General features: G+C 41.3%; 14 protein-coding genes. 8 read left to right on the top strand and 6 right to left on the bottom strand.

Annotation, left to right across the window (positions count from 1 at the left end):
* Window positions 1-56: 56 nt before the first annotated feature.
* Window positions 57-1,139, top strand: coding sequence for a 3-deoxy-7-phosphoheptulonate synthase (locus KHS79_RS06355; protein ID WP_212718116.1), 1,083 nt, complete (start codon window positions 57-59; stop codon window positions 1,137-1,139).
* A 54-nt stretch (window positions 1,140-1,193) separates the two neighbouring features.
* Here the strand turns inward: KHS79_RS06355 and KHS79_RS06350 are convergent, their stop codons facing one another.
* Entirely contained in the window at window positions 1,194-1,562 is a 369-nt protein-coding gene (locus tag KHS79_RS06350; protein WP_157365442.1) for a hypothetical protein, read from the bottom strand.
* Between the two features lie 84 nt (window positions 1,563-1,646).
* Between KHS79_RS06350 and greB the strand changes: the two genes are divergently transcribed.
* The 3 genes from greB (at window position 1,647) to KHS79_RS06335 (ending at window position 4,166) form a co-directional block, all read left to right on the top strand.
* Window positions 1,647-2,144 (top strand): transcription elongation factor GreB, encoded by a 498-nt coding sequence (greB, locus tag KHS79_RS06345; protein ID WP_212717661.1) that lies wholly within the window; start codon window positions 1,647-1,649, stop codon window positions 2,142-2,144.
* 578 nt (window positions 2,145-2,722) lie between these two features.
* Window positions 2,723-3,667, top strand: coding sequence for a lipase family alpha/beta hydrolase (locus KHS79_RS06340; protein ID WP_094787339.1), 945 nt, complete (start codon window positions 2,723-2,725; stop codon window positions 3,665-3,667).
* A gap of 109 nt (window positions 3,668-3,776) precedes the next feature.
* Entirely contained in the window at window positions 3,777-4,166 is a 390-nt protein-coding gene (locus KHS79_RS06335) for an ArsR/SmtB family transcription factor (RefSeq protein WP_084611214.1), read from the top strand.
* 350 nt (window positions 4,167-4,516) lie between these two features.
* Here KHS79_RS06335 and nfuA read toward each other — a convergent pair whose 3' ends face one another.
* Window positions 4,517-5,095: a Fe-S biogenesis protein NfuA gene (gene nfuA, locus KHS79_RS06330; protein ID WP_094787338.1), complete on the bottom strand. Its 579-nt coding sequence runs from the start codon at window positions 5,093-5,095 to the stop codon at window positions 4,517-4,519.
* Between the two features lie 251 nt (window positions 5,096-5,346).
* Here nfuA and metH point away from each other — a divergent pair, with 251 nt between their 5' ends.
* The 3 genes from metH to KHS79_RS06315 all read left to right on the top strand — a co-directional run bounded on the left by metH (window position 5,347) and on the right by KHS79_RS06315 (window position 11,624).
* The gene (metH, locus tag KHS79_RS06325) at window positions 5,347-9,045 is read left to right on the top strand and encodes a methionine synthase (protein ID WP_212717659.1); all 3,699 of its coding nucleotides are present in this window, start codon (window positions 5,347-5,349) and stop codon (window positions 9,043-9,045) included.
* Between the two features lie 217 nt (window positions 9,046-9,262).
* Complete coding sequence (locus KHS79_RS06320) at window positions 9,263-10,585, top strand: MATE family efflux transporter (RefSeq protein WP_233468287.1); 1,323 nt, start codon at window positions 9,263-9,265, stop codon at window positions 10,583-10,585.
* Window positions 10,539-11,624: an aminopeptidase gene (locus tag KHS79_RS06315; protein WP_212717657.1), complete on the top strand. Its 1,086-nt coding sequence runs from the start codon at window positions 10,539-10,541 to the stop codon at window positions 11,622-11,624. The genes KHS79_RS06320 and KHS79_RS06315 overlap by 47 nt, the downstream gene beginning before the upstream one ends.
* 15 nt (window positions 11,625-11,639) lie before the next feature.
* Here KHS79_RS06315 and KHS79_RS06310 read toward each other — a convergent pair whose 3' ends face one another.
* The 3 genes from KHS79_RS06310 to KHS79_RS06300 form a co-directional block, all read right to left on the bottom strand.
* Window positions 11,640-12,671: a coiled-coil domain-containing protein gene (locus KHS79_RS06310; RefSeq protein ID WP_094787335.1), complete on the bottom strand. Its 1,032-nt coding sequence runs from the start codon at window positions 12,669-12,671 to the stop codon at window positions 11,640-11,642.
* A gap of 348 nt (window positions 12,672-13,019) precedes the next feature.
* On the bottom strand, window positions 13,020-14,201 hold the full coding sequence (locus KHS79_RS06305; protein WP_212717655.1) for a DegT/DnrJ/EryC1/StrS family aminotransferase: 1,182 nt from the start codon (window positions 14,199-14,201) through the stop codon (window positions 13,020-13,022).
* A gap of 283 nt (window positions 14,202-14,484) precedes the next feature.
* A complete protein-coding gene (locus KHS79_RS06300; protein WP_212717653.1) occupies window positions 14,485-16,209 on the bottom strand; it encodes a sphingomyelin phosphodiesterase in 1,725 nt (574 codons plus the stop codon).
* A gap of 867 nt (window positions 16,210-17,076) precedes the next feature.
* Between KHS79_RS06300 and KHS79_RS06295 the strand changes: the two genes are divergently transcribed.
* On the top strand, window positions 17,077-20,022 hold the full coding sequence (locus KHS79_RS06295; protein WP_212717651.1) for an Ig-like domain-containing protein: 2,946 nt from the start codon (window positions 17,077-17,079) through the stop codon (window positions 20,020-20,022).
* Between the two features lie 111 nt (window positions 20,023-20,133).
* Here KHS79_RS06295 and KHS79_RS06290 read toward each other — a convergent pair whose 3' ends face one another.
* Window positions 20,134-21,363 (bottom strand): adenylate/guanylate cyclase domain-containing protein, encoded by a 1,230-nt coding sequence (locus tag KHS79_RS06290; protein WP_212717650.1) that lies wholly within the window; start codon window positions 21,361-21,363, stop codon window positions 20,134-20,136.
* Window positions 21,364-21,510: the final 147 nt, after the last annotated feature.

Raw genomic sequence — 21,510 nt, 5'->3', positions numbered from 1 at the left:
GGTGCTGATGAGCCAAGAAAAACAAGATAGGGTGTAATAAACAAATAGGAATCATGATGTCTAAGTTACCCATTGACGACTTAAATGTTGTCGCACAGGACTTATTGATAACACCAGCCCAGTTGAAGCGTGATATACCGTTATCTGATAAAGCTTATGAGGTTGTAGATCAAGGTCGCCAGACTATTCGAAATATTTTGGATCATACGGACCACCGGTTAATGGTTGTGATTGGTCCCTGTTCGATTCACGATACTGAAGCTGCGGTTGATTATGCTCATCGTTTGAAGAAGCTGGCCGATGCTGTGTCAGATACACTCTATCTTGTTATGCGTGTCTATTTTGAGAAGCCTAGAACCACGGTAGGTTGGAAGGGCCTCATTAATGATCCTTATCTAAATGATTCCTTTAAAATAGAAGATGGACTACACATCGGTCGTAAACTCCTGCTAGATGTAGCTGAAATTGGCCTGCCAACAGCCACAGAAGCCCTTGACCCAATTTCTCCACAATACTTGCAGGACTTAATCAGCTGGTCTGCTGTAGGAGCAAGAACAACTGAGTCCCAGACTCACCGAGAAATGGCAAGTGGTTTGTCCTCTGCGGTAGGCTTTAAAAATGGCACAGATGGTAGTCTTACTGTGGCAATCAATGCTTTGCAGTCTGTCTCAAGTCCTCACCGATTTTTAGGTATTAATCGAGATGGTCAGGTAGCGATTATTCATACCCGTGGGAATCCATATGGGCATGTGGTGCTGCGTGGTGGTAATGGTAAGCCTAATTATGACTCAGTAAATGTCGCGCTGTGTGAGCAAGCATTAAACAAGCATGGTATCTCCCCTAATCTGATGATTGACTGTAGCCATGCCAATTCAAATAAAGACCCAAGCTTACAGCCATTAGTAATGGAAAATGTGACGAATCAAATCATTGATGGTAATGAGTCTATTATTGGTTTGATGGTAGAAAGCCATATTGGCTGGGGTAGTCAATCCATCCCTGATAGCTTGGAAGATTTGCAGTATGGTGTATCTATCACAGATGCCTGTATTGACTGGGAGACTACAGAGAACAGCTTGATTGAAATGCGCAACAAGCTGAAAGACATTTTGCCAAAGCGTAATGCGAAGCAGGAGTAACATGACGATGGGCTTGTCTATCAAGCCCTGAACGCAAGCCTTTTCTAAGCTAAATTATTGAAGCAGTGAAAGTTGTTGAGGGGAAATCTCGGTGGAGAGTTCCTCTTGCTGCTCTTTTAATGCCTTAGCTTTTTTGACGGCATGAGGCATGTTTTCAATTCGACGTAATAATATTGCCTTACAGATAAGGCACACCTCAGACATGCGTTGGTTAGTAAGCACGTCAGCAAAGGTAGCATGTTGAATTACTTCTGTACAAAGCGTGCGATTTCGTTGCCCTTCTTCAATGTCATAGTTTGATTCCACAAGGTGGTGCTCATGACTTTCGGGGTCAATAATCACAAAGTAATCAGAAAGTATACTCTGCTTGTAGCGTTTCACCGTATCGTCTGTCATTCCTGGCAAAAGGCGGCTAAGATACACGATTTATTGTCTTTTGAATAGACTACAGTTAATCCAACCTGGCACGTTGGTTATTACTAAAATGTTTCATCAATCTTTTCAATTATGAGCAAATCTAATTTTTCTCGTCCGCCCTATATTACACCTGAAGGTGCAAAAGCACTTCAAGAAGAGCTTGACTACTTGTGGCGTACTAAGCGTCCTGAGGTCACTCAGGCTGTTGCAGATGCTGCTGCACTGGGTGATCGTTCTGAGAATGCTGAGTATATTTATGGAAAGAAACAGCTGCGTGAAATTGATCGTCGAGTGAGGTATTTAAGAAAACGGTTGGAACATATCAAAGTTGTTGATAGTCTGCCGGAGCAGCAGGACAAAGTATACTTTGGTGCTTGGGTTACTGTGGAGGATGAAGATGGCGTTCAATCTCGCTATCGGCTGGTAGGCACAGATGAATCTGATGCAAGCCGTGGCTTGATCAGTATTGATGCGCCTGTTGCGCGTGCGATGATCGGTAAAACATTGTTTGATGAGGTTGATTTGGTCCTGCCGGCTGGCCATAAGACAATTACGATTGTTGCAATTGACTATATTCCTCCAACATAAATAGTGGCTGGCTGGGGAATTAAAAATTGACTGTATAGCAACAGATGATCTATCACTACCGGTAACAAAATGAGTGCTTGCCAGTTTGAGTTGAAACAGTATTCGAATAGTGATGTGTGATTATAGAAAAGATGGGCGAATTGATTAGTTAAATTTTAATAATTTTATACGATAGTTTTAGTTTTGTTTGAAAAAGGCGATGTTTACACGTCTTTAATTTGGTTTAGTGGTTTCGTTACATAATTTTATCCACTTGTTGATAAAAATGTATGTTGGCAAGTGATGCACGTATTAGAGAAATTATGCAGTAGTCGACATAACAACGAGAATTGTTTAACAAAATGCTTGACTAATTCACGCTAAATATAATCAAATAACCAATGTCTTATTCACTTAGGCATTTATAAGCTTAGCCTAAAATGTAAGACACTTTTTTTACGAATAAAAAGTGTGAATAAATAATTAAAAATATAAAAAATGATCTTCTTCTAAGGGAGGTGTTTGCTTAGATAAACTTCTGAGCTGTGTGAATAATAATAACAATTAAGGAAAATATAATAACAACAAAGGATCAATTTATGAAAATGTCAATTAAGCTAAGTGCGTGGTTATTTGGCGCTACTTTAGTTGTTTCATCGGTTTCTAGTTTTGCTACAGAAAAACACAATGCTACACACTATACAAAAACACGATATCCTATTGTTTTGGTTCATGGGATGTTTGGTTTTGACTCTGCTCTGGGTGTAGATTATTGGTACGGCATCATATCTGACTTACGTCGAAGTGGTGCTGAGGTTTATGTAGCTCAAGTGACAGCGTTGGAAGACAGTGTTCGTCGTGGTGAAGAACTATTGCATTATCTTGAAGAGCTTAAAGCGATAACAGGGCATTCAGCATTTAACCTGATTGGCCACTCTCAAGGTGGTCCCACCAGTCGTTATGTTGCTGCCGTGCGCCCAGACCTGGTTAAGTCTGTATCATCGGTGGGTTCTCCCCATAAAGGCAGTAAAGTGGCTGACCTGCTCATGTCTAAACCTGCGGGTAATTTAGGCGATAAACTGGTGGAAAAGATAGCCAATGGTTTAGCAAAGCTTATTGGTATTGCATCTGGCTCTCCTCAAGACAAGCAAGATTTTCAGCGAAGTCTCTCCTCTTTAAGTACTTATGAATCAGCATTGTTTAATGCCCAGTTTCCTGCGGGTATTCCATCATCTTTTTGCGGTGAGGGTGAATCGTTGGTTAATGGAGTGCGTTATTACTCTTGGGCAGGCAGTTCAAAGCTGACGAATGTTCTTGACGCCAGTGATTATGCGTTGTCTGCAACAGGGCTGGCTTTTTCAGAAGAAAATGATGGAATGGTTGCCCGTTGTAGTAGCCACTTGGGACGTGTTATTCGGGATAATTTTAAGATGAACCATTTAGATCAAATAAATCACTTTTTTGGTATCCACCACTTATTTGAGACAGATCCGGTGACAGTTTATCGTCAGCACGCTAACCGGCTTCAGCTTGCAGGATTGTAATATTTTGTATCGAGGTCGTTAGTTTTGTGACATTACTAAGTGTTTAGTTGTCATTTCAGTTCAGTTTCATTACGATACGTAAAAAGTGATCACTATGGTAAGGCAGTCCATGACATCACCAACTTGTACAACTGTAAACCCTGATCATATGAGAGAAAATGCACGTACCGCTGTAAATTTTCTCAAGGCAATAAGTAACGAAAATCGACTTATGATTTTATGCTACTTGGGGGAAAGGGAGTTTTCTGTTTCGCAGTTGAATGACTGTCTCGATTTGAGTCAGTCAGCCCTCTCACAGCATTTAGCTGTACTGCGCAAGGATGGTCTGGTGACTACGCGCAAAGAAGCGCAAACAGTTTACTACTCTTTAGCCAGTGAGGAAGCCAAAGAACTCATTAGCTTACTGCACAAACTATTTTGTCCAGCCCCTGTTTCAGCCGTTACTTCAGAACTTCCATCCACTTCTCCAGCATCGGTAAAAAGTTATGAAGTAGTTTAATAAGTTAGTTTTGGCGTTCTTATTGATCAGGACTAACGCATAATAAAAACGTTCACATACTTGCACTTCATGTTATTTCACCCAGTGAATCAATGCTGGGTGAAATAACGTAAAAAAATTTAGATTTTTGAGTAGATCTTATATTTATCGTAGGTCATGTGTCTTGTAATAGTAATTTAAATTCAAATAGAAGCTTGTATTAAATTGCTTTTTTAAGGCCCCTACGTTATTAGTCAAAATTTCAAATGGTTTATTGGCTAATTTCATTTCTTACTGAAAAAAAACAAATTGAACCAAAGTGTATTTTGGCTGAAAACGGGATGTATTTATAAACTATTGCTACTCCTGTTTTAGTAGTAGGCTTGTGTTGTATCAGAGTGATCAGTGACATCTCTTACCCCTTTAAGCTCGGGTATACGTTCTAAGAGGGTTTTTTCTATACCTTCTTTTAGGGTTAAATCAACCATGCCACACCCCTGACAACCCCCTCCAAACTGTAAAACAGCAATATCCTCGACAATTTCGACAAGCTCAACCCGTCCACCATGTGCAGCAAGTCCAGGGTTAATCTCAGTGATGAGAATGTAATTTATACGTTCATTCAAAGGGCTGTCTTCGCTGATACGAGGCACTTTAGCATTAGGTGCTTTGATGGTGAGCTGGCCACCAAAGCGGTCTGTAGCATAATCAACTTCTGCTTCCTCAAGGTACGGCTCACTGTCACCTTCAATCCAGGCACTGAAGCCGTTTAACGGCATTTCAATATCGCCAGCCTGTTGTTCATCGGGCTTGCAGTAAGCGATGCAGGTCTCAGCGTAAGGCGTTCCGGGTTGTGTGATAAAAATGCGGATACCAATCCCTTCCACTTCCTGCTTTGCCAGTAGTTCTGCCAAGTATTCTTGGGCTGACTCAGTAATTGTGATATTCATTGATAGCTCTCAGTAACACACTTCAGACTAGTTCACGTTCTAGTTAGACAGTGTATAGCAAGTTCAATTCCGAGTAAATTGATCGGGTATTAATAGGCGACAGTTTACTACTAAAACATCGCCTTATTATTGGGGATTTTGTTAGAATGCCTAGCTTTGCTTGTGTATCGCAAGTGAGTTACCGGCTGTGAAGTGTTAGCAGATCTTTCCAAGGCTATGCCGATTGTTAACCCGTCTTCAGGAATAGGATAATGACAGTAATAAACCAACGCACCACATCGTTAATGGACCAGTTACAGCAACGGATTTTGATTCTGGATGGTGCAATGGGAACCATGATTCAGACTTACCGTCTTGAAGAATCTGATTATCGTGGTGCACGGTTTGCTGATATTGATCGAGAACTGAAAGGCAATAATGACCTATTGTCATTAACCCAGCCAGATATCATTTTTGCTATCCATAAAGCATATCTTGAGGCGGGAGCCGATATTGTTGAAACCAACACATTTAATTCAACGCAGGTTTCCCAAGCTGATTATGGTCTTGAGTCACTAGTCACTGAACTCAACTACGAATCTGCTCGATTAGCCCGTCGTGCGGCAGATGAAATGACAGCGCTCACGCCAGATCAGCCCCGCTTTGTGGCAGGTGTGTTAGGCCCCACAAGCCGGACAGCAACTATTTCTCCAGATGTTAATAATCCTGGTTTTCGAAATATCACCTTTGATCTGCTAGTAGCAGATTACACCGAAGCCACAAAAGCACTGATTGCGGGTGGTGTCGATATTATTCTGATTGAAACCGTCTTCGATACCCTTAACTGTAAAGCGGCGATTTATGCAGTGCAAACCCTGTTTGATCAAACAGGGGTGAATTTACCCATCATGATTTCAGGGACAATAACCGATGCGTCTGGTAGAACGCTTTCTGGACAAACCACGGAAGCATTTTGGAACTCTGTTGCTCATGCTAAACCACTAAGTATCGGCTTAAACTGTGCGCTTGGGGCTAAGGAGTTACGCCCCTACCTTGAAGAACTGGCGCTAAAAGCCGATACCCTGGTGAGTGCACACCCTAACGCGGGGTTACCCAATGAGTTTGGTGAGTATGATGAGTCTCCAGAGAGCATGGCTGAGGTTATCGAGGAGTTTGCGCAAAGTGGCTTTGTAAATATCATTGGTGGTTGCTGTGGTACTACACCAGCGCATATCCGTGCGATTGCCGATACAGTGGCTAAATACCCTCCTCGTCAACGGCCAACACTTTCTGTAGCGTGTCGCCTTAGTGGCTTGGAACCCTTCAATATCGAAGCTGATAGCCTGTTTGTGAATGTCGGTGAACGGACCAATATTACGGGGTCAGCTCGTTTTGCACGACTTATCCGTGAAAACGATTATGAGACTGCGTTAGAAGTCGCCCGAGACCAAGTGGAAAATGGTGCGCAGATAATTGATATCAACATGGATGAAGGCATGCTTGACTCCAAGCAAGCCATGATTACGTTCCTGAACTTAATTGCTGCTGAACCGGATATTGCTCGGGTACCGTTGATGATTGACTCCTCCAAGTGGGATGTCATTGAGGCCGGACTGAAATGTGTACAAGGCAAGTGCATTGTAAATTCTATTAGTTTGAAAGAAGGTGAAGCCGATTTTATCGATAAGGCTCGACGTTGTATGCGCTATGGAGCCGCAGTTGTGGTCATGGCGTTTGATGAACAAGGCCAGGCAGATACAGCAGCACGTAAAATAGAAATTTGCCAGCGATCCTATGATGTTTTGGTAAATAAAGTTGGCTTTTTGCCTCAGGATATTATTTTTGATCCCAATATTTTTGCGGTAGCAACAGGGATTGAAGAGCACAATGATTATGCCCAAGCTTTTTACGCGGCATGTCGCTATATAAAACAGCATTTACCTCATGCCCTGATTTCAGGTGGAGTGAGTAATGTTTCTTTTTCATTCCGTGGAAACAATCCTGTCCGTGAAGCCATTCATGCTGTTTTCCTCTACCACGGTATTCAAGCTGGTTTAGACATGGGCATTGTCAATGCGGGGCAGCTGGCCATCTATGAAGAAATCCCCCAAAAGCTCCGCAATTGTGTGGAAGATGTGGTATTAAACCGCAATGAAAATGCTACTGAAGCATTACTGGAAGTAGCTGATGAGTTTCGTGGTGATGGGACAGCTACATCAAAATCTGTTGAGGACTTAAGCTGGCGGAGTTTACCTGTTGAAAAACGGTTGGAGCATGCGTTGGTTAAAGGTATTTCTCAGTATATTGTTGAGGATACAGAAGCAGCACGATTAGCAGCAGATCAACCCGTTGAGGTGATAGAAGGTCCTCTGATGTCAGGTATGAATGTGGTCGGTGACTTGTTTGGTGCTGGGAAAATGTTTTTGCCGCAGGTGGTGAAAAGTGCACGCGTGATGAAGCAAGCTGTCGCTCATTTAGTGCCTTTTATTGAAGCAGAAAAAAGTGAAGGCGCAAAAGCCAAAGGCAAGATCCTAATGGCGACAGTAAAAGGTGATGTGCATGATATAGGTAAAAACATTGTTGGGGTCGTTTTGCAATGTAATAACTATGAAGTGATTGACCTGGGGGTGATGGTGCCTTGTGAGAAAATTCTGCAAACTGCCCGTGAACATAATGTTGATATTATTGGTTTAAGTGGTTTGATTACGCCATCACTTGATGAAATGGTGCATGTGGCTAAGGAGATGCAACGCCAGTCATTTAATATACCCCTGTTAATTGGTGGCGCCACAACCTCAAAAGCACACACTGCAGTCAAAATTGCGCCTCAGTATGAAGGGGCAACGGTTTATGTGCCTGATGCATCGCGAAGTGTGGGTGTTGCTACTCAGCTGCTAAGTGCACAACCTGAACAGTTTGTGGCGTCAATTAAAGAAGAGTATGACACTGTGCGTGCCCGCAACATGGGACGCAAGCCAAAAGCTGGCCCTGTCGCTTATTCGAATTTGGCGGCGCATAAACAGGTGATTGATTGGGCTGCTTATACACCACCCAAGCCTGCTTTTACTGGGGTGAAAGTGTTTAAAGATTATGATTTAAAGGCATTAATTCCCTATATTGACTGGACACCTTTCTTTATTAGCTGGGACTTAGCGGGTAAATACCCAGCTATTCTTCAGGATGAGGTGGTGGGCGCTGCAGCCACTCAGTTATTCAATGATGCACAACAGATGTTAAAAAAACTCATTGATGAGCAACTGATTAAAGCAGAAGCGGTAATAGGTATTTGGCCTGCTGCTCAGCAAAATCATGATGATATTGTGGTGTATGAAGATGAGCAGCGTGCTTCCGTTAAGGCACGTTTGCATCATTTACGCCAGCAAATTGAAAAACCTCAAGGCAAACCACAACATTGTTTAGCTGATTATATTGCGCCAGAAAACAGTGGTGTTGACGACTATGTCGGTGGGTTTATTGTGACAGCAGGCATTGGCGCGGAAGAACTTGCCCGCCAGTATGAAGCTGACCATGATGATTACAACAGCATTATGGTTAAAGCCCTTGCCGACCGGTTAGCAGAAGCATTTGCTGAGCATATGCATGAGCGTATTCGCAAAGAGTTTTGGGGGTATGCTGCAGACGAGTCTCTGGATAATGAGGGGCTGATTAAAGAGCGTTATCAAGGTATTCGCCCTGCTCCAGGTTATCCTGCTTGCCCTGATCATACTGAAAAAACAACTCTCTTTGCGTTACTAGAGGCTCAACAAAACTCAAGTGTGTCATTGACTGAGCACTTTGCAATGTTGCCTGCGGCATCGGTCAGTGGCTGGTATTTTTCTGCTCCAGACGCTCGATACTTTTCTGTTGGAAAAATAGCACGAGATCAAGTTGAGTCTTATGCTAAGCGCAAAGGTATGACGATTGAAGAGGTTGAACGTTGGCTGGCACCTAACTTAGGTTATGAGCCTTAATCACACATGAGCTACTCCTCCATTTGTGACAGCCTCATTTTGGGGGAGTAAAAAATGTTTCCTTATCGTATTAACTTACCTTAAATAGTATCTTTTCGGTTTCGACTAGTACCTTATTATCTGCCTGGTTTAAAAAGTAGCTTGAAGTACTGTCCTATAAGGCAAGATAACGCACTAAGGGTTAGTCGAGCGCTCATCGCAAGTATTGGGGGTACGGTTGCAACGTCAACGCATTCAAACCATTTTATGGCTCGGTTTACCTATCATTGGTGGCATGTTGTCACAAAGCTTGTTAAACCTTGTCGATGCTGCAATGGTTGGGAGCTTAGGTGAAATTTCACTGGCGGGTGTAGGGATTGCAAGTTACGCAAATTTTATGTGCGTGTCATTGGTGACTGGTCTTTCATCAGGGGTTCAAGCACTTGTCGCTCGGCGTAGTGGACAGCAGCGTACAGCCGAGTGTGCTCAGCCACTTCATGTTGGTTTACTAGTCGGGGTTGCCGTTGCATTACCTGTCAGCATTGTTATTTACATGTTTGCACCCTGGTATCTGAAGCTGTTGAATTCTGACCCGGGTGTGCTTGCAGAAGGCATTCCCTATTTCGAGTGGCGGGTTTTGAGTGTGGCTGCGGTGGCCTTTAATTTTTCGTTTCGAGGGTTTTGGAATGGCATCAATCATTCCATGATATATCTTCGAGCACTCCTGTTTATGCATATTATTAATGTTATTCTGTCGTATAGTCTTATTTTCGGCTGTTTTGGTTTACCGGAAATGGGTTCAGCTGGTGCAGGGTTAGGTACAACACTAGCGATGTATCTTGGCAGTGCTATTTATGCCTGGATGACATGGCAAATGGGGCGTCGTCACGGGTTTTTGCAGTGTTGGCCTGATCAGCGAACCTGGGCTGGAGTACTTAAACTGACGATACCTACCTCATTACAACAAACTCTGTTTGCGGCAGGGATAACCGCAATGTTTTGGATCATAGGACAAGTGGGGAGTCATGCCTTGGCAGTTGGGCATGTACTGGTCAATCTTGCATTATTCCTTATTCTTCCTGGTGTTGGTTTGGGTATGGCAGCCACCACGCTGGTGAGTCACTCCCTGGGTGAAAATAAGCCAGATCATGCCTACCAGTGGGGATGGGATACTGTCAAAATAGCGGGTGGAGTTCTCATTGTATTAGGTATCCCCTTTTGGCTTTTTCCTGACTTGATTTTGAGCTGCTTCATTTATGATGAGCAGATACGAGCCATGGGCATACTACCTTTGCAGCTTACTGGGCTAACGATGGTGTTGGATGCCACCTCATTGGTGTTGACTCAGGCGCTACTCGGGGCTGGAGCAAACAGGACAGTACTTAAAATTGCTGTGTCTATGCAATGGCTATTTTTCTTGCCGTTGGCCTGGGTATTTGGTCCTTATCTGGGGTATGGCTTAATAGCAATTTGGCTCTTACAAATTATACAACGTACGTTAACTTCAGTGATTTATGGCATTATTTGGTCGCGTCGCCATTGGGCGAGTATCCGTTTATAACGTCGCTATTTTATTCATATTTTCAGTCTTGCTAACGGGCTGTGAGACAATTCATTATTATAAACAAGCTGCTTTTGGTCAGTTAGAGGTAATTCAACGCCGTAAACCTGTCGTAGAAGTTATTAATGCGACAGATAATGTACGTCTTCAACAACAGTTAGCATTGAGCCAGCAGTTGTTGCATTTTGCTGACCAGCAGTTGCACTTACCTGTAGAAAATAGCTACCAGCACTATGCTGACCTTGAACGCCCTTATGTTGTTTGGAATGTTTTTGCGGCTCCAGCCTTATCGCTTGAGCAGAAAACCTGGTGTTATCCCCTGGTCGGTTGCCTGGCCTATCGTGGTTACTATCTTGAAGCAGATGCTATGCAGTCTGCTGCTCAGCTGCAGGTCCAAGGGTTTGATACCTATGTGACAGGTATTAAGGCGTATTCTACACTAGGCTGGTTTAATGATCCGCTACTCAATACGTTTATAAACTTTCCTGAAGCTTATCTTGCTGAATTACTTTTTCATGAAATTGCCCATCAATGGCTGTATGTTCCTGGTGATACAGATTTTAACGAGAGCTTGGCAACCGTTGTTGCGCTTGAAGGGGTTAAGCGTTGGTTTCAGCAAGCTCATGCTGGTGATGCGCCATTAAAGCCTTTACAAGGTCGGCTGCAATTTGAGGATGAATTTACCCGTTGGTTATTAGGTTATCGTCAGCAATTAGGCGCCTTGTATCGAAGTCATTTACCGGATGAGCAAAAGTTACAGCAAAAAAAGCGGGTTATCGCTGCGATACAGCATGACTATCATCAGCTACGTCAAGGCCCCTGGAAGCAGTGGTCTGCCTACGATCAATGGATCACATCAGGGCTGAATAATGCGAAGCTGTCCTCTATAGCCAGCTATTATCGGTGGGTGCCAGCACTACAAGTTCTATTAGCACAACAGCAAACGCTCTCTTCGTTTTATAAAGCCTGTGAGGCACTAGCAGAATTAGATCAAGCTGACCGAGAGGCAAAACTCATGAAGCTTGCTCCAAACGAGTAATGCACTCCCCTATTTTTAATCCGTTGAGTCATCTTGTTGATGGCGGCGCAAAAGTTTGAGTTCAGCCTCAATATGCCGCAGCTCTCGAAGCTGGTGCTCAAGCTGATCATGACGCTCTTGAATAACAGAGAATTGACCTTTGAGTTGACCCAGCTGAACGTGCATTTCTTGGCGGCGTTCTTTTTCTTGCTGTAAGGTTTGAAGGGTTTGTTGATGCTGTTCGGTCAGTGAGTCGAGGGACTTTTCTTTTTCCTGCAGTCGTTCCTGAACAATAGCTAAGTCTGCTTGGGTTCGAACCAGCTGGCTGTTCAGTTCATTTTTTTGTTTGCTCAGATCAGATACTTCTTGTCTCAGTTTATCGTTTTCCTGTCCACTGCGTTTTTCCTGCTCTCGTTGTGCACGACGTGACTCATCCAGTTGTTGATAAAGCTTGTTTTCATTCGCTTCATAAAGGTCACTGATTCGCTTCATTTCATCATGAAGTCGTTTATTGGCGCTATGTCGTTCATCTTCAACTTTGCGTTGGAGCTGCTCAATAGAGTTTTTTAATAGTTGATTTGTTTGTAGCTCAGCTTCATAGCGCTGCTTAAACTCTAAACGTTCTGTTTTTAGCTGACTGAGCTCTGTGCGTTTACGGTCAATATGACGTTCTCGCTCAGATACCGTATCTCTTAGCTCCGCCAATTTAGCATGCATATTAGCCAGCTCATCACGCTGTTTGTCCTTATCCTGCTGGAATTGAGCTTGTTTTTCTTTTTCTTTCGTGAGTTCTGCGTGTAAGTCTTCATTTTGTTTCGCAGCTTCTGACTGAAACTTTTCTTTGAGCTGAAGACACCACTCGTTTAACCCTGCTAGGAGTTCATGGTCTAGGTACTCAAGACCATTGAGCCGGGCATTAAGTACCTTCCATTCTTGTATCCATGGCCCAAGTTTGGTGAATGATCCCCCCGTAATAGCTTGTACATCAGCTTGTTTTACATGGCCTGTTTCTTCAAACAACTTCTTACAGGCAGTAAAGACTGCCTCACGTGTAACTGAGCTTGCCATAGCGCTTCGTGTTCTCAATAAGTGTTTGTTTTAGTTAAGTATAGTCTTGTTTGGTTGATTATTAATCAGCTTTGGTTGTAAATAATTATATTACTATTTTTAGTAAATAGTAATACGTAATATCAAATCAGGTATTATATTATCTTATAAGCAAAAAAATAGCCGATAACAGAAGTTATCGGCTATTTTTTTATTTGGTTTAGTATTAATCGCGTATCAGCACGTATTTAAAAGAGCTAGAGGCTTTGTAATAAAGATGGCAGAAAGGGGTATATGTATTAGTAAAACTTAATTTTTGAATAAGTGAAGCGTTGAGCTACTGAGCTTGAATATTTTGGTGAAGGGCAGTTAAGAAATGGCTAACCTGAATGCTTCAGCATATTGATCTAAAATACCATTATCTTCACCACAAAAGTTAGGTAGTTTTATTAAGCGATTATTCTCAGTGATCGTTTTTTCAAAACTGCCTGAAATGACTTGGTCTAAATCGCCACACCCTTTGGGGTATCGGCCAACCTCTTTATACCATCCTTCAGTAAAAAAAGGTTGTTGATGCAGGAGTGGGTAACGTGGTCGAGCTACATGGCAGCCAAGTTGCTGTAGTGTTTGAAGGAAGTTGTCAGGCTCTGTGTCTCCGTACCTAATAATAAACTCAAAATAGACTCGTTGAATATTACTTGATGGGATGAAGCAGTCAAAACCCAACGCTTGTAGTTTATGAGAAAGGTACTGATGGTTTGTATTGCGTAGTTGGTTATTCTTCTTAAGTTTTTTAAGCTGACTAACACCAAGTGCTGCAGCGAGTGAAGATATTCGGGTTTTAACTCCAAACCCTGTAGCGGCAAATCGACGTTGAGGAGTTGTTAATTCATTAATACGTGAAATGTCCCCAAGACAAGTAGCTCTTTCATAGTATTCATAATCGTCAGTAATGAATATACCACCTTCGCCTGCTGGCGCTAACTTATCCCCTTGTAGGCTAAATACGGAAACATCACCAAAAGCTCCACAGAGTTTGCCGTTGTATTCAGCGCCATGCGCATGTGATGCATCTTCAATGATCTTAAGGTTATGTTTTCTAGCGATGTAGCTAATTTCTTCAACCTTACAAGGAAGTCCCCAGAGGTGTACGATAACAACAGCTTTGGTCTTTGGCGTTATTTTTTTTATCATATCCTCTGGGTCAATCCCTAGTGTTTCAGGCTCACTTTCACAAAAAACAGGTACCAGACCTAGCCATATAAGTGGCAGTACTGATGCCCAAAAAGTTGCTGTAGGTACCAGAACTTCGTCGCCAGGAGATAAACCAAGACTAAAGAAAGCTGCCAATAAACCTGATGTTCCATTATTATGAGCTAAAGCATATTTACGTCCGGTAAAAGTTTTGTACTCATTTTCAAGAACTTGAATGATGCTGCCTTTAGAGATCGTGCCACTTCTTAACACATCAATGACAGCTGACTCATCGCTTCTATCTAAAATTGGCCAGCGGGTAATTTCTGAATGACTTTTCGTAACAACTTTTTTCATTATGGAAAGCCTTGTCGTCGTTTATTCGATTCAATGGCATAAACGTACATTGAACGCACTTATGCATTATAGTGTCCACTGCTGTTAAGGAAAAAGAGAATACTATGGGAATAGAGTAATTATGAATCTGCTATTTGTCGTTATTCAATCTTACTAGAATAAAAAATTATGATTGTTTGGAGACAAAAAAGCCTGGTTAACGTTTGCTGAACTGGTCGCCGTAAGGATACGGCAACCAAGCCTTCAGAGACGTATAGTTTTGTTGAAGTGACTAACGGCCAAGCTAATTTTTGTTGAAATAAATAGGCCCTGCAATTTTGTTAAGGTTATTATCGAGCAAATAAGCTTTAAAACGGCCTGTTTCTGCGATGGTCAGGTTTAACTCTCCACGATGGTTTGGAGTATATCCCCAAATATAAGCAGTATCTTGATCTGGGGTTTCATTTTCACGATAGACGCCTACCCATGTATATGCCCCTCCTCCACTATAACTGAAGGTATAGCTATATTCATCGAGAGATTTGATTTCGAGATAGTCAGGATGATTACTATTTGCTAAAAACTCAAAGTGGCCATGCTTAGCAAAATGGTCAGATAAATACTGGCTTAACAGGTATCCACCCTTACCATTATTATCATTCGTTTGTGGACTCATAAAGGGTATGACTTTCGTGTAGCTGGATACTGGCTGTTTATGCTCTGTGGAATAAAGAACATAATCAAGGGTACCAGTGCCACCTTCAGCATCACTGTTTCTTGTTTCATCATGGCTGTTGATGAGTACAGCATCTGTTGGGTAGGATGGGTTAGCGGCATTGAGTGAGTCTAACATTTGGGTATAGATCAACTTATGCTGAAACACATTCATATCTCCAGCGATGATGACTGCTTCATTCGCAGGAATTTTCTGTTTAGCAATAAAATTACCAAGCTCCGTAACTTGTGCCATTGTTTTAATATCTGCTGTTTGCGCTTTATCCCAAAGCAGATGGGTGCCAAAAACATGATAAGGTGTGCCGTGCTTTAATATTTTGACATACCAGGCACCTTTGTATTCTTGATTAAATCCACATGGACACTGTGTATAAGTGATTGAGTCTTTTATTTCTTGATCATGGCTATCAGTTGCAATAGGCCATTGACTTAAAATCACAACGCCACCGTCATCCTGAAATGTTTGGTCTTTAGGTAAATTCAAAGGACCAGTCCAAAAAGGATGTGTTTTTTGCAAAGCTTCACGCATGTCATTACGGTATTCGTCATTGAAGGCTTCTTCTAATACCACGATATCGAAGGGAGCTAAATGAAATGGAATTTCATTTTTTCGATAGCTGGCTTTATTGGCCACACCTCTTGGCATCCACGTATTGTAGTTGATGACATCAATAACATTTTCTTTGGTTGCATCTTCAGCAACAGTATAATTGCTGGGGTGATCCTGATTGAGTATTAAATAAATCTGATCATCGCCTGTGCCCGAATTATATTGCCGATACTGTGCTTGAATTGTTTGTCCATTATCTAGCGTAAATGTAAACGTCTTTGGAGTATAATCATCTGTGAATTTATGAGGTTTATTTTGGCCAGGACTTTGTATGTTGGTTTTTATTGTACTGCCTTGACCAGTGCATATTCCTAGAAACTCATTGCAAGGCGAACTGGTAACTTGTGTAGTGAACGTTACTTTTTGCGACATTATGGTTAGGGTTGAGACAAACTCAAATAGATTACTATACCCAAGCCCTTCATTACGGTTAAATTTTGCAATAGGGTTTTGCTCTATCTTTTTATCATCGCCATTTCTTGCAGGTATTTCACCGGGATTATTGGTCCAATAATCAGAGCTGAGATTACCTACAGTGTTTTCAGTATTTACATGAACACTGTAATCAGTGTTATTAGCAAAGTATACCCATGTTTCTGCATAGCTTAAGCTGGCTATACAAAAACTTGAAATGCCGAGAATTATTTTTTTTATTTTTGTTGGGGCGGTGTATGGATAACTCATATAGAGCCTATCAGGAGTTTGAATGGAAAATTATGATCAAAAAAGATTAAGAGTATTTTTTGAGAGCATCAACGCAGGAATACATACTGGGTTAATTTATTACATTTACGATATTGATTGCTGAGTTTTATATATTTGTTATTGTTTTGTTAAGAATTTATTGCGAAGAAAGTATGACTTTTGTTTTGAGTAAGATGGTACGCTAGTTGGCTTATATTTCGATGGTTGTTACATAAAGGTCGTACAAAAGTGCCATTAAAAAGTGCTTAAAAAATAATTGTAAAAGGAAATCTATAGATTGATTGCTTTGAAGGTGGGACTGCTCGGGATAGTTTGGGTTGTATAAAATATATCCACAGCGAAGGATTTTTAGGGGCGGCCGTCAAGCGATGAAGCCCCCGGAGCTTATATTAATAAGTGACTGGGGTGAAGAGCGAAGGCAACAAACCCTAAAATTGATTCGCGAAGGGTATATAATCGTCTGGCCTTGTAAGCCTGTTTTCTAAAGATAGCGCTAGGGTAAAGGTATGCTTACGACAGGTTAAGTATGTATACCTTGTCACAAAAATCTAAACTTAATTGAACTTTAAAGAGACCAACCTGATATTATTGATTCGCGATTAAATAATGTGTTATCGACTTTCTTGCATGATTTATTTTGCGCACAAGGTACTTTAATCGCACATATACCCTGAGAGAAAACACTAAACCTTTGCATTAGGTATACCCCTAACACGTCACTTAGTGTCTAAAAATATTTACCCTTTAACAGCATAGCAGTAACAATTGAACAATCGTTTTATTTTTTATACTACATATGCTGTATATAACCCTACGACATTGTATAAAGGAAAAGGTAACCAGACTATGGCTAAAAAAATATTGCCAATTACTTTGGTATTTGGTTTAAGTCAAGTCGCTACAGCTGTTTGGGCTGCAAATCAAGCCCCTACTACCCTAGGCCACAGTGAAACGATCACTAAATCAGGCAGCCATAACAGTTGGGTTTGGGCTCAAGATCAGGATAGAGATGCTTTAACCTATGCAGTTGCTGTGCAGCCTAAATTTGGTCAGATTAAAATGGATCAAAAAACAGGCAAATTTGTATACACACCTACTTCAAGCGTTGATTATGATGAGTTTTACTATCACGTCACTGATGGAAAAACATATTCAAATAAGTCAGTTGTGCAATTAAACTTTGATTTGGATGAGCAGACAACGGCGACAAATGGCTCTAACTCACCAACAAGTGCAGATAAAAAATGTCAGGTTGCTGGCTCTGTCATGGGTATTGACACGGATGTAGCCGTAAAAGTAACGCTATCTTCTGAGTCAGAGCTTCAAACTCGGTCAATACAAGGAAATGGCCGATTTTGTTTTGAGCACTATTCAGGTAATGCAACCATTGAAGCTTATGCGTCAGGGTATGTGTTGCAAAACCATCAACAAAAAGTGGCATCAGATGAAGTCACGTTTAACTTTGAAAAAGCGACAAAAGATCAATACTCGTACCATTTCCAGTGGGAAGACACTGAAGAGTATGATAAGTCAGAATATCAAACACATATTAATAAAAAACGTACGATTAAGTTTTTAAATCAAACAATAGATGTTGTTGATAACTCAGCTTCTGATGCCCTATTGCATGATTACAATATCGTGTTGGTTGATAATAAGGATAAACTATGGTCATTAGCACATGCTAACCGCCTGCTAAGTACCATGAGAATGATTCCCCAACAGAAAAGAAATTCTTATGGTGAGCAAAACTTAAGTCAATCTGTTTGGGAAATAACAGCGGACGAGCTTGAGAATGACATTGAAATTACCACTCAAGGAAATGCTCGTAAAGTACGCATCAATGAGAATGCATTTACTAATGCAGCACCACGATTGGGGGAAATTGATGGTGTTAAAGGGCGATTTTTTTCCAAGCGTTTACATCATGCCCTGGTCAACTTTGTAACAGACTATGGAAATGATAGTGACCGGATAGAAAAAATAGCGAATGAGCGTTACGGCGTGAGCTTTAAAGCAGATATTAGCCGGTTAACTGCGGGTACGACCAATGAATCGGATAATTATTTTCAGGCATTTTTACCTCAAGAAAAAGTTAAATTAATTAATATCTTTGAAGATATGCCCACGGGTATGCATAAAATAGAAGGTTTAAATTATTTAGTAAGACGCAAGAATGGCTTGGAGCATCCGCTCTATCCCACAGCTCCAGCAGTAGCATGGCGAACCAGTAAAGATGCCGGCAAAAATGGTTACATTGAGTTTATGGAAAGTGCTTTTCGACAACAATCTGATGATTATATTCATCGTTTAATCGTTCATGAAAAAGCACATTTTATTTATGGTAAAGTACTCAATGAACAGACCCGTGATGACTGGGCTGAGGTGGGTGGTTGGTATTTAAACCCTAATGACAGTGATGGCTGGAGTACCTCAAAACAAACGGAATTTGTTTCGGCTTATGCTCATGCAAAAAATCCTAACGAAGATATGGCGGAGTCTATAGCATACTACATTATTAACCCAGATAAGTTACGTTCTCGTGCCCCCGGTAAATTCGATTTTATACAAAAGCGAATTATGAAAGGCAGTCAGTACGTATCGATTATTGATCAAGATAAAACATTTGAAGTACTGAATCTGTATCCTGACTATATCTATCCAGGTAAGATCAAGCAGGTTGAAATAGGTGTTATCACTGAGAATAGTGGCGATAAAAAAGTGAATGTCACTATCAAATTGCATGCAAAAGATAGCCAATTAGAAGGCGCTACACGTACATCCGTTCGTGTATTTAGTCCAATCGGCACTTATAAAGACTTCTGGCTGAATCCTGTTGACCCGTCAGGTGCGAGTGTTAATGTCGGCACGACTTTAACCGGTAGCTTTACCATTGATAAGAATGCCCCTGGTGGTTATTGGCGTCCTGATCAAATTGCATTAAATGATGTCAATGGCAATGAACGGTTTAGTGGTATTGATGACTTTGGCTGGAAACTGTATATCGGTAATGATAACGCTGATACAACACCTCCTGCCTATGTACCTAATACCCTGAAACTCAATGTCACTCAAGATACTCACTCATATGCCGAACCTGTCAATAAAGTAGTTGCTGAGTGGCAAGTGATTGAAAAAGTAGGTATGGCAGACAGCTATCCTTGTTATGGTTCGATGGTGCATGATTCTGCAACACTCTACTCTATTTACAAGTATGGTGATTTTGATATTAATACCCGTACCTGTAAACTGGTTTATTTAATGCCGAACTATATGGCTTCAGGCTCGTATCGTATTCATCAAATCAGAATGAAAGATAAAGCCCTTAATGAAGGTAAGTTTGACTTTTTTGCACAGGAACAATCGCCAACGGTTACCCTGAACTCATCTAACCCAGATACTCAAGCGCCAGTACTCGATTTAAATCAAATCAGTGTGAGTGCTGAACCTGTTACGCCAAGCAACCCTAACGGTGAGACGATCGTAACGATTCGTTATCAGGTAAGGGATAATATCTCTGGCTTTAAACACGCTAGAATTAAACTACGTGATCCGCAAGGAGTTATGCACCACTTTATTCATCAGCCTAATAATGATGGTCGATTATTCTTTAAAGGTAACCCCAGCCAGCAAAAAGTGTATACAAAGAAAATCCATTTACCTGCAGGTTCAGTACCTGGTATTTGGGGTGTGGCTGAAATGAGTGTTTACGATATGGCAAGCAATTACCAAAATCATAACTTCACTGAAGTGGTTTTATTTGAACCGACATTTAATGTAATTAATAACTAAGCGACACCCTATTACTTTACATAAAAAAACACCCACAAAAAAAGCACCATACGGTGCTTTTTTTATGTAAATATTTGCTAGAGAAAGCAGCAGAATTTTTAGGTTATAGTGCTAGGTTTTAGTACATTGTGCAAGAGTATGCACTTGCAATGGTGTTGGTACACCGCGGACATTGAAACTGCCTAAAAACTGAGTGGGCTGAGTAATATACTGTGCGAATTCTTCAGTTAATAATAAGTCCACACTAAGCTTTTTCGTTAGATCTTCAAGTCGTGCTGTACGATTAACAGCCGGTCCCATTACTGTAAAATCCAACCGTGATAGTGAGCCTACGTTACCATAGATCACCTTCCCTTCATTCAGGCCAATACCAAATGACAGTTGCGGCATACCTTTGGCCTCAAGTTCTTTATTGAGGGTTTGCAATTGAGTATTCGCATCAATAGCGGCTTGCAGTGCAGCTTGGCATGCTTGTTTTATAGAGCCTAGTTCATCCGCAGTAAAAACGATGAGCATTGCATCCCCAATAAAGCGTAAAACTTCACCTCCCCGCTCTGTCACAGCATTAGTCACAACTTCAAAATAAGCATTCAACAGCTGCAACATGGTCTCAGTTGAAAGGGATTCCGTTAACACGGTAAAGTTACGCAAGTCGCTATACCACAGCGCACATTCAATTAACTCCGCATCACCTCGCTTTACAATACCTTTGAGAATTTTTTGTCCAGTACTGGGGCCAACATAAGTATTCAATAAAGACTGAATGGTTTTTCGCGCAGAAAACACTTCTAAGACCGGTAATAAGTATAAAAGGAGTGCTTTCCATTTATTTAAATCACTATTGGAAAAGCCTTTTGGGTCATCACTTGCCACAATAAACGTACTGATGCTCTTATCTGTAAACTGAATAGGAAACACCGCATAATCAGTCATTCCCTCGTTTTTTAGTTCCTGTAAAATGATATGGGCATTTGTGGGTAGATTATCTATTAAACGGTGGCGTACTATACGACAGGAGTTGCGCGCTTCTTCTATTGGGCTTCCCTGGTAAGATGTTGTGCTCTCGATACCATGAGATGGTGTAAATACGTCAATCTCTTCCCGGCCACGCCACCATGTATATACACTTGCCCTAATTTCAGGGTCAATCGTATTAAGTGTAATTCGAATTCGCGCAATATTAGCATCATCTTTCATAAGCTTGAGCGCAAGTTCCTTCAAAAAAACAGCTGGATCAGTGAGCGTTCTTCCTGTTGTCAATAGCCAGTTGATAGTATTGGTTATACTCCAGCCTGTGTGCCCTCCCCATAGTATGTCTTGCCAATGCTTATTTGATGCCATGAGTAAATTCGCTTGCTGTAGTCTGATGATAGTTATTTTATCAGAAATGCGCCTATCTGTTATGGGGATGATCTCCGTATATCACTTTTTTATTGAATAATGAGTTTGTTGTGAGTATAAATTAATCTCAAACAGAAAACATACCTT

The sequence above is a fragment of the Zooshikella ganghwensis genome (assembly GCF_018263875.1).
Lineage (GTDB): Bacteria > Pseudomonadota > Gammaproteobacteria > Pseudomonadales > Zooshikellaceae > Zooshikella > Zooshikella ganghwensis.
Note: the sequence above shows the minus strand (reverse complement) of the source record. Positions and strands in the feature narration are given on the sequence as shown.

Coding starts and splice junctions, on each gene's coding strand:
- KHS79_RS06310 (WP_094787335.1), bottom strand. CDS start 12,671: ATGGCAAGCTCAGTTACACGTGAGGCAGTCTTTACTGCCTGTAAGAAG.
- KHS79_RS06305 (WP_212717655.1), bottom strand. CDS start 14,201: ATGAAAAAAGTTGTTACGAAAAGTCATTCAGAAATTACCCGCTGGCCA.
- nfuA (WP_094787338.1), bottom strand. CDS start 5,095: ATGAATATCACAATTACTGAGTCAGCCCAAGAATACTTGGCAGAACTA.
- KHS79_RS06315 (WP_212717657.1), top strand. CDS start 10,539: ATGGCATTATTTGGTCGCGTCGCCATTGGGCGAGTATCCGTTTATAAC.
- KHS79_RS06300 (WP_212717653.1), bottom strand. CDS start 16,209: ATGAGTTATCCATACACCGCCCCAACAAAAATAAAAAAAATAATTCTC.
- KHS79_RS06335 (WP_084611214.1), top strand. CDS start 3,777: ATGACATCACCAACTTGTACAACTGTAAACCCTGATCATATGAGAGAA.
- KHS79_RS06355 (WP_212718116.1), top strand. CDS start 57: ATGTCTAAGTTACCCATTGACGACTTAAATGTTGTCGCACAGGACTTA.
- KHS79_RS06340 (WP_094787339.1), top strand. CDS start 2,723: ATGAAAATGTCAATTAAGCTAAGTGCGTGGTTATTTGGCGCTACTTTA.
- KHS79_RS06290 (WP_212717650.1), bottom strand. CDS start 21,363: ATGGCATCAAATAAGCATTGGCAAGACATACTATGGGGAGGGCACACA.
- KHS79_RS06295 (WP_212717651.1), top strand. CDS start 17,077: ATGGCTAAAAAAATATTGCCAATTACTTTGGTATTTGGTTTAAGTCAA.
- greB (WP_212717661.1), top strand. CDS start 1,647: ATGAGCAAATCTAATTTTTCTCGTCCGCCCTATATTACACCTGAAGGT.
- metH (WP_212717659.1), top strand. CDS start 5,347: ATGACAGTAATAAACCAACGCACCACATCGTTAATGGACCAGTTACAG.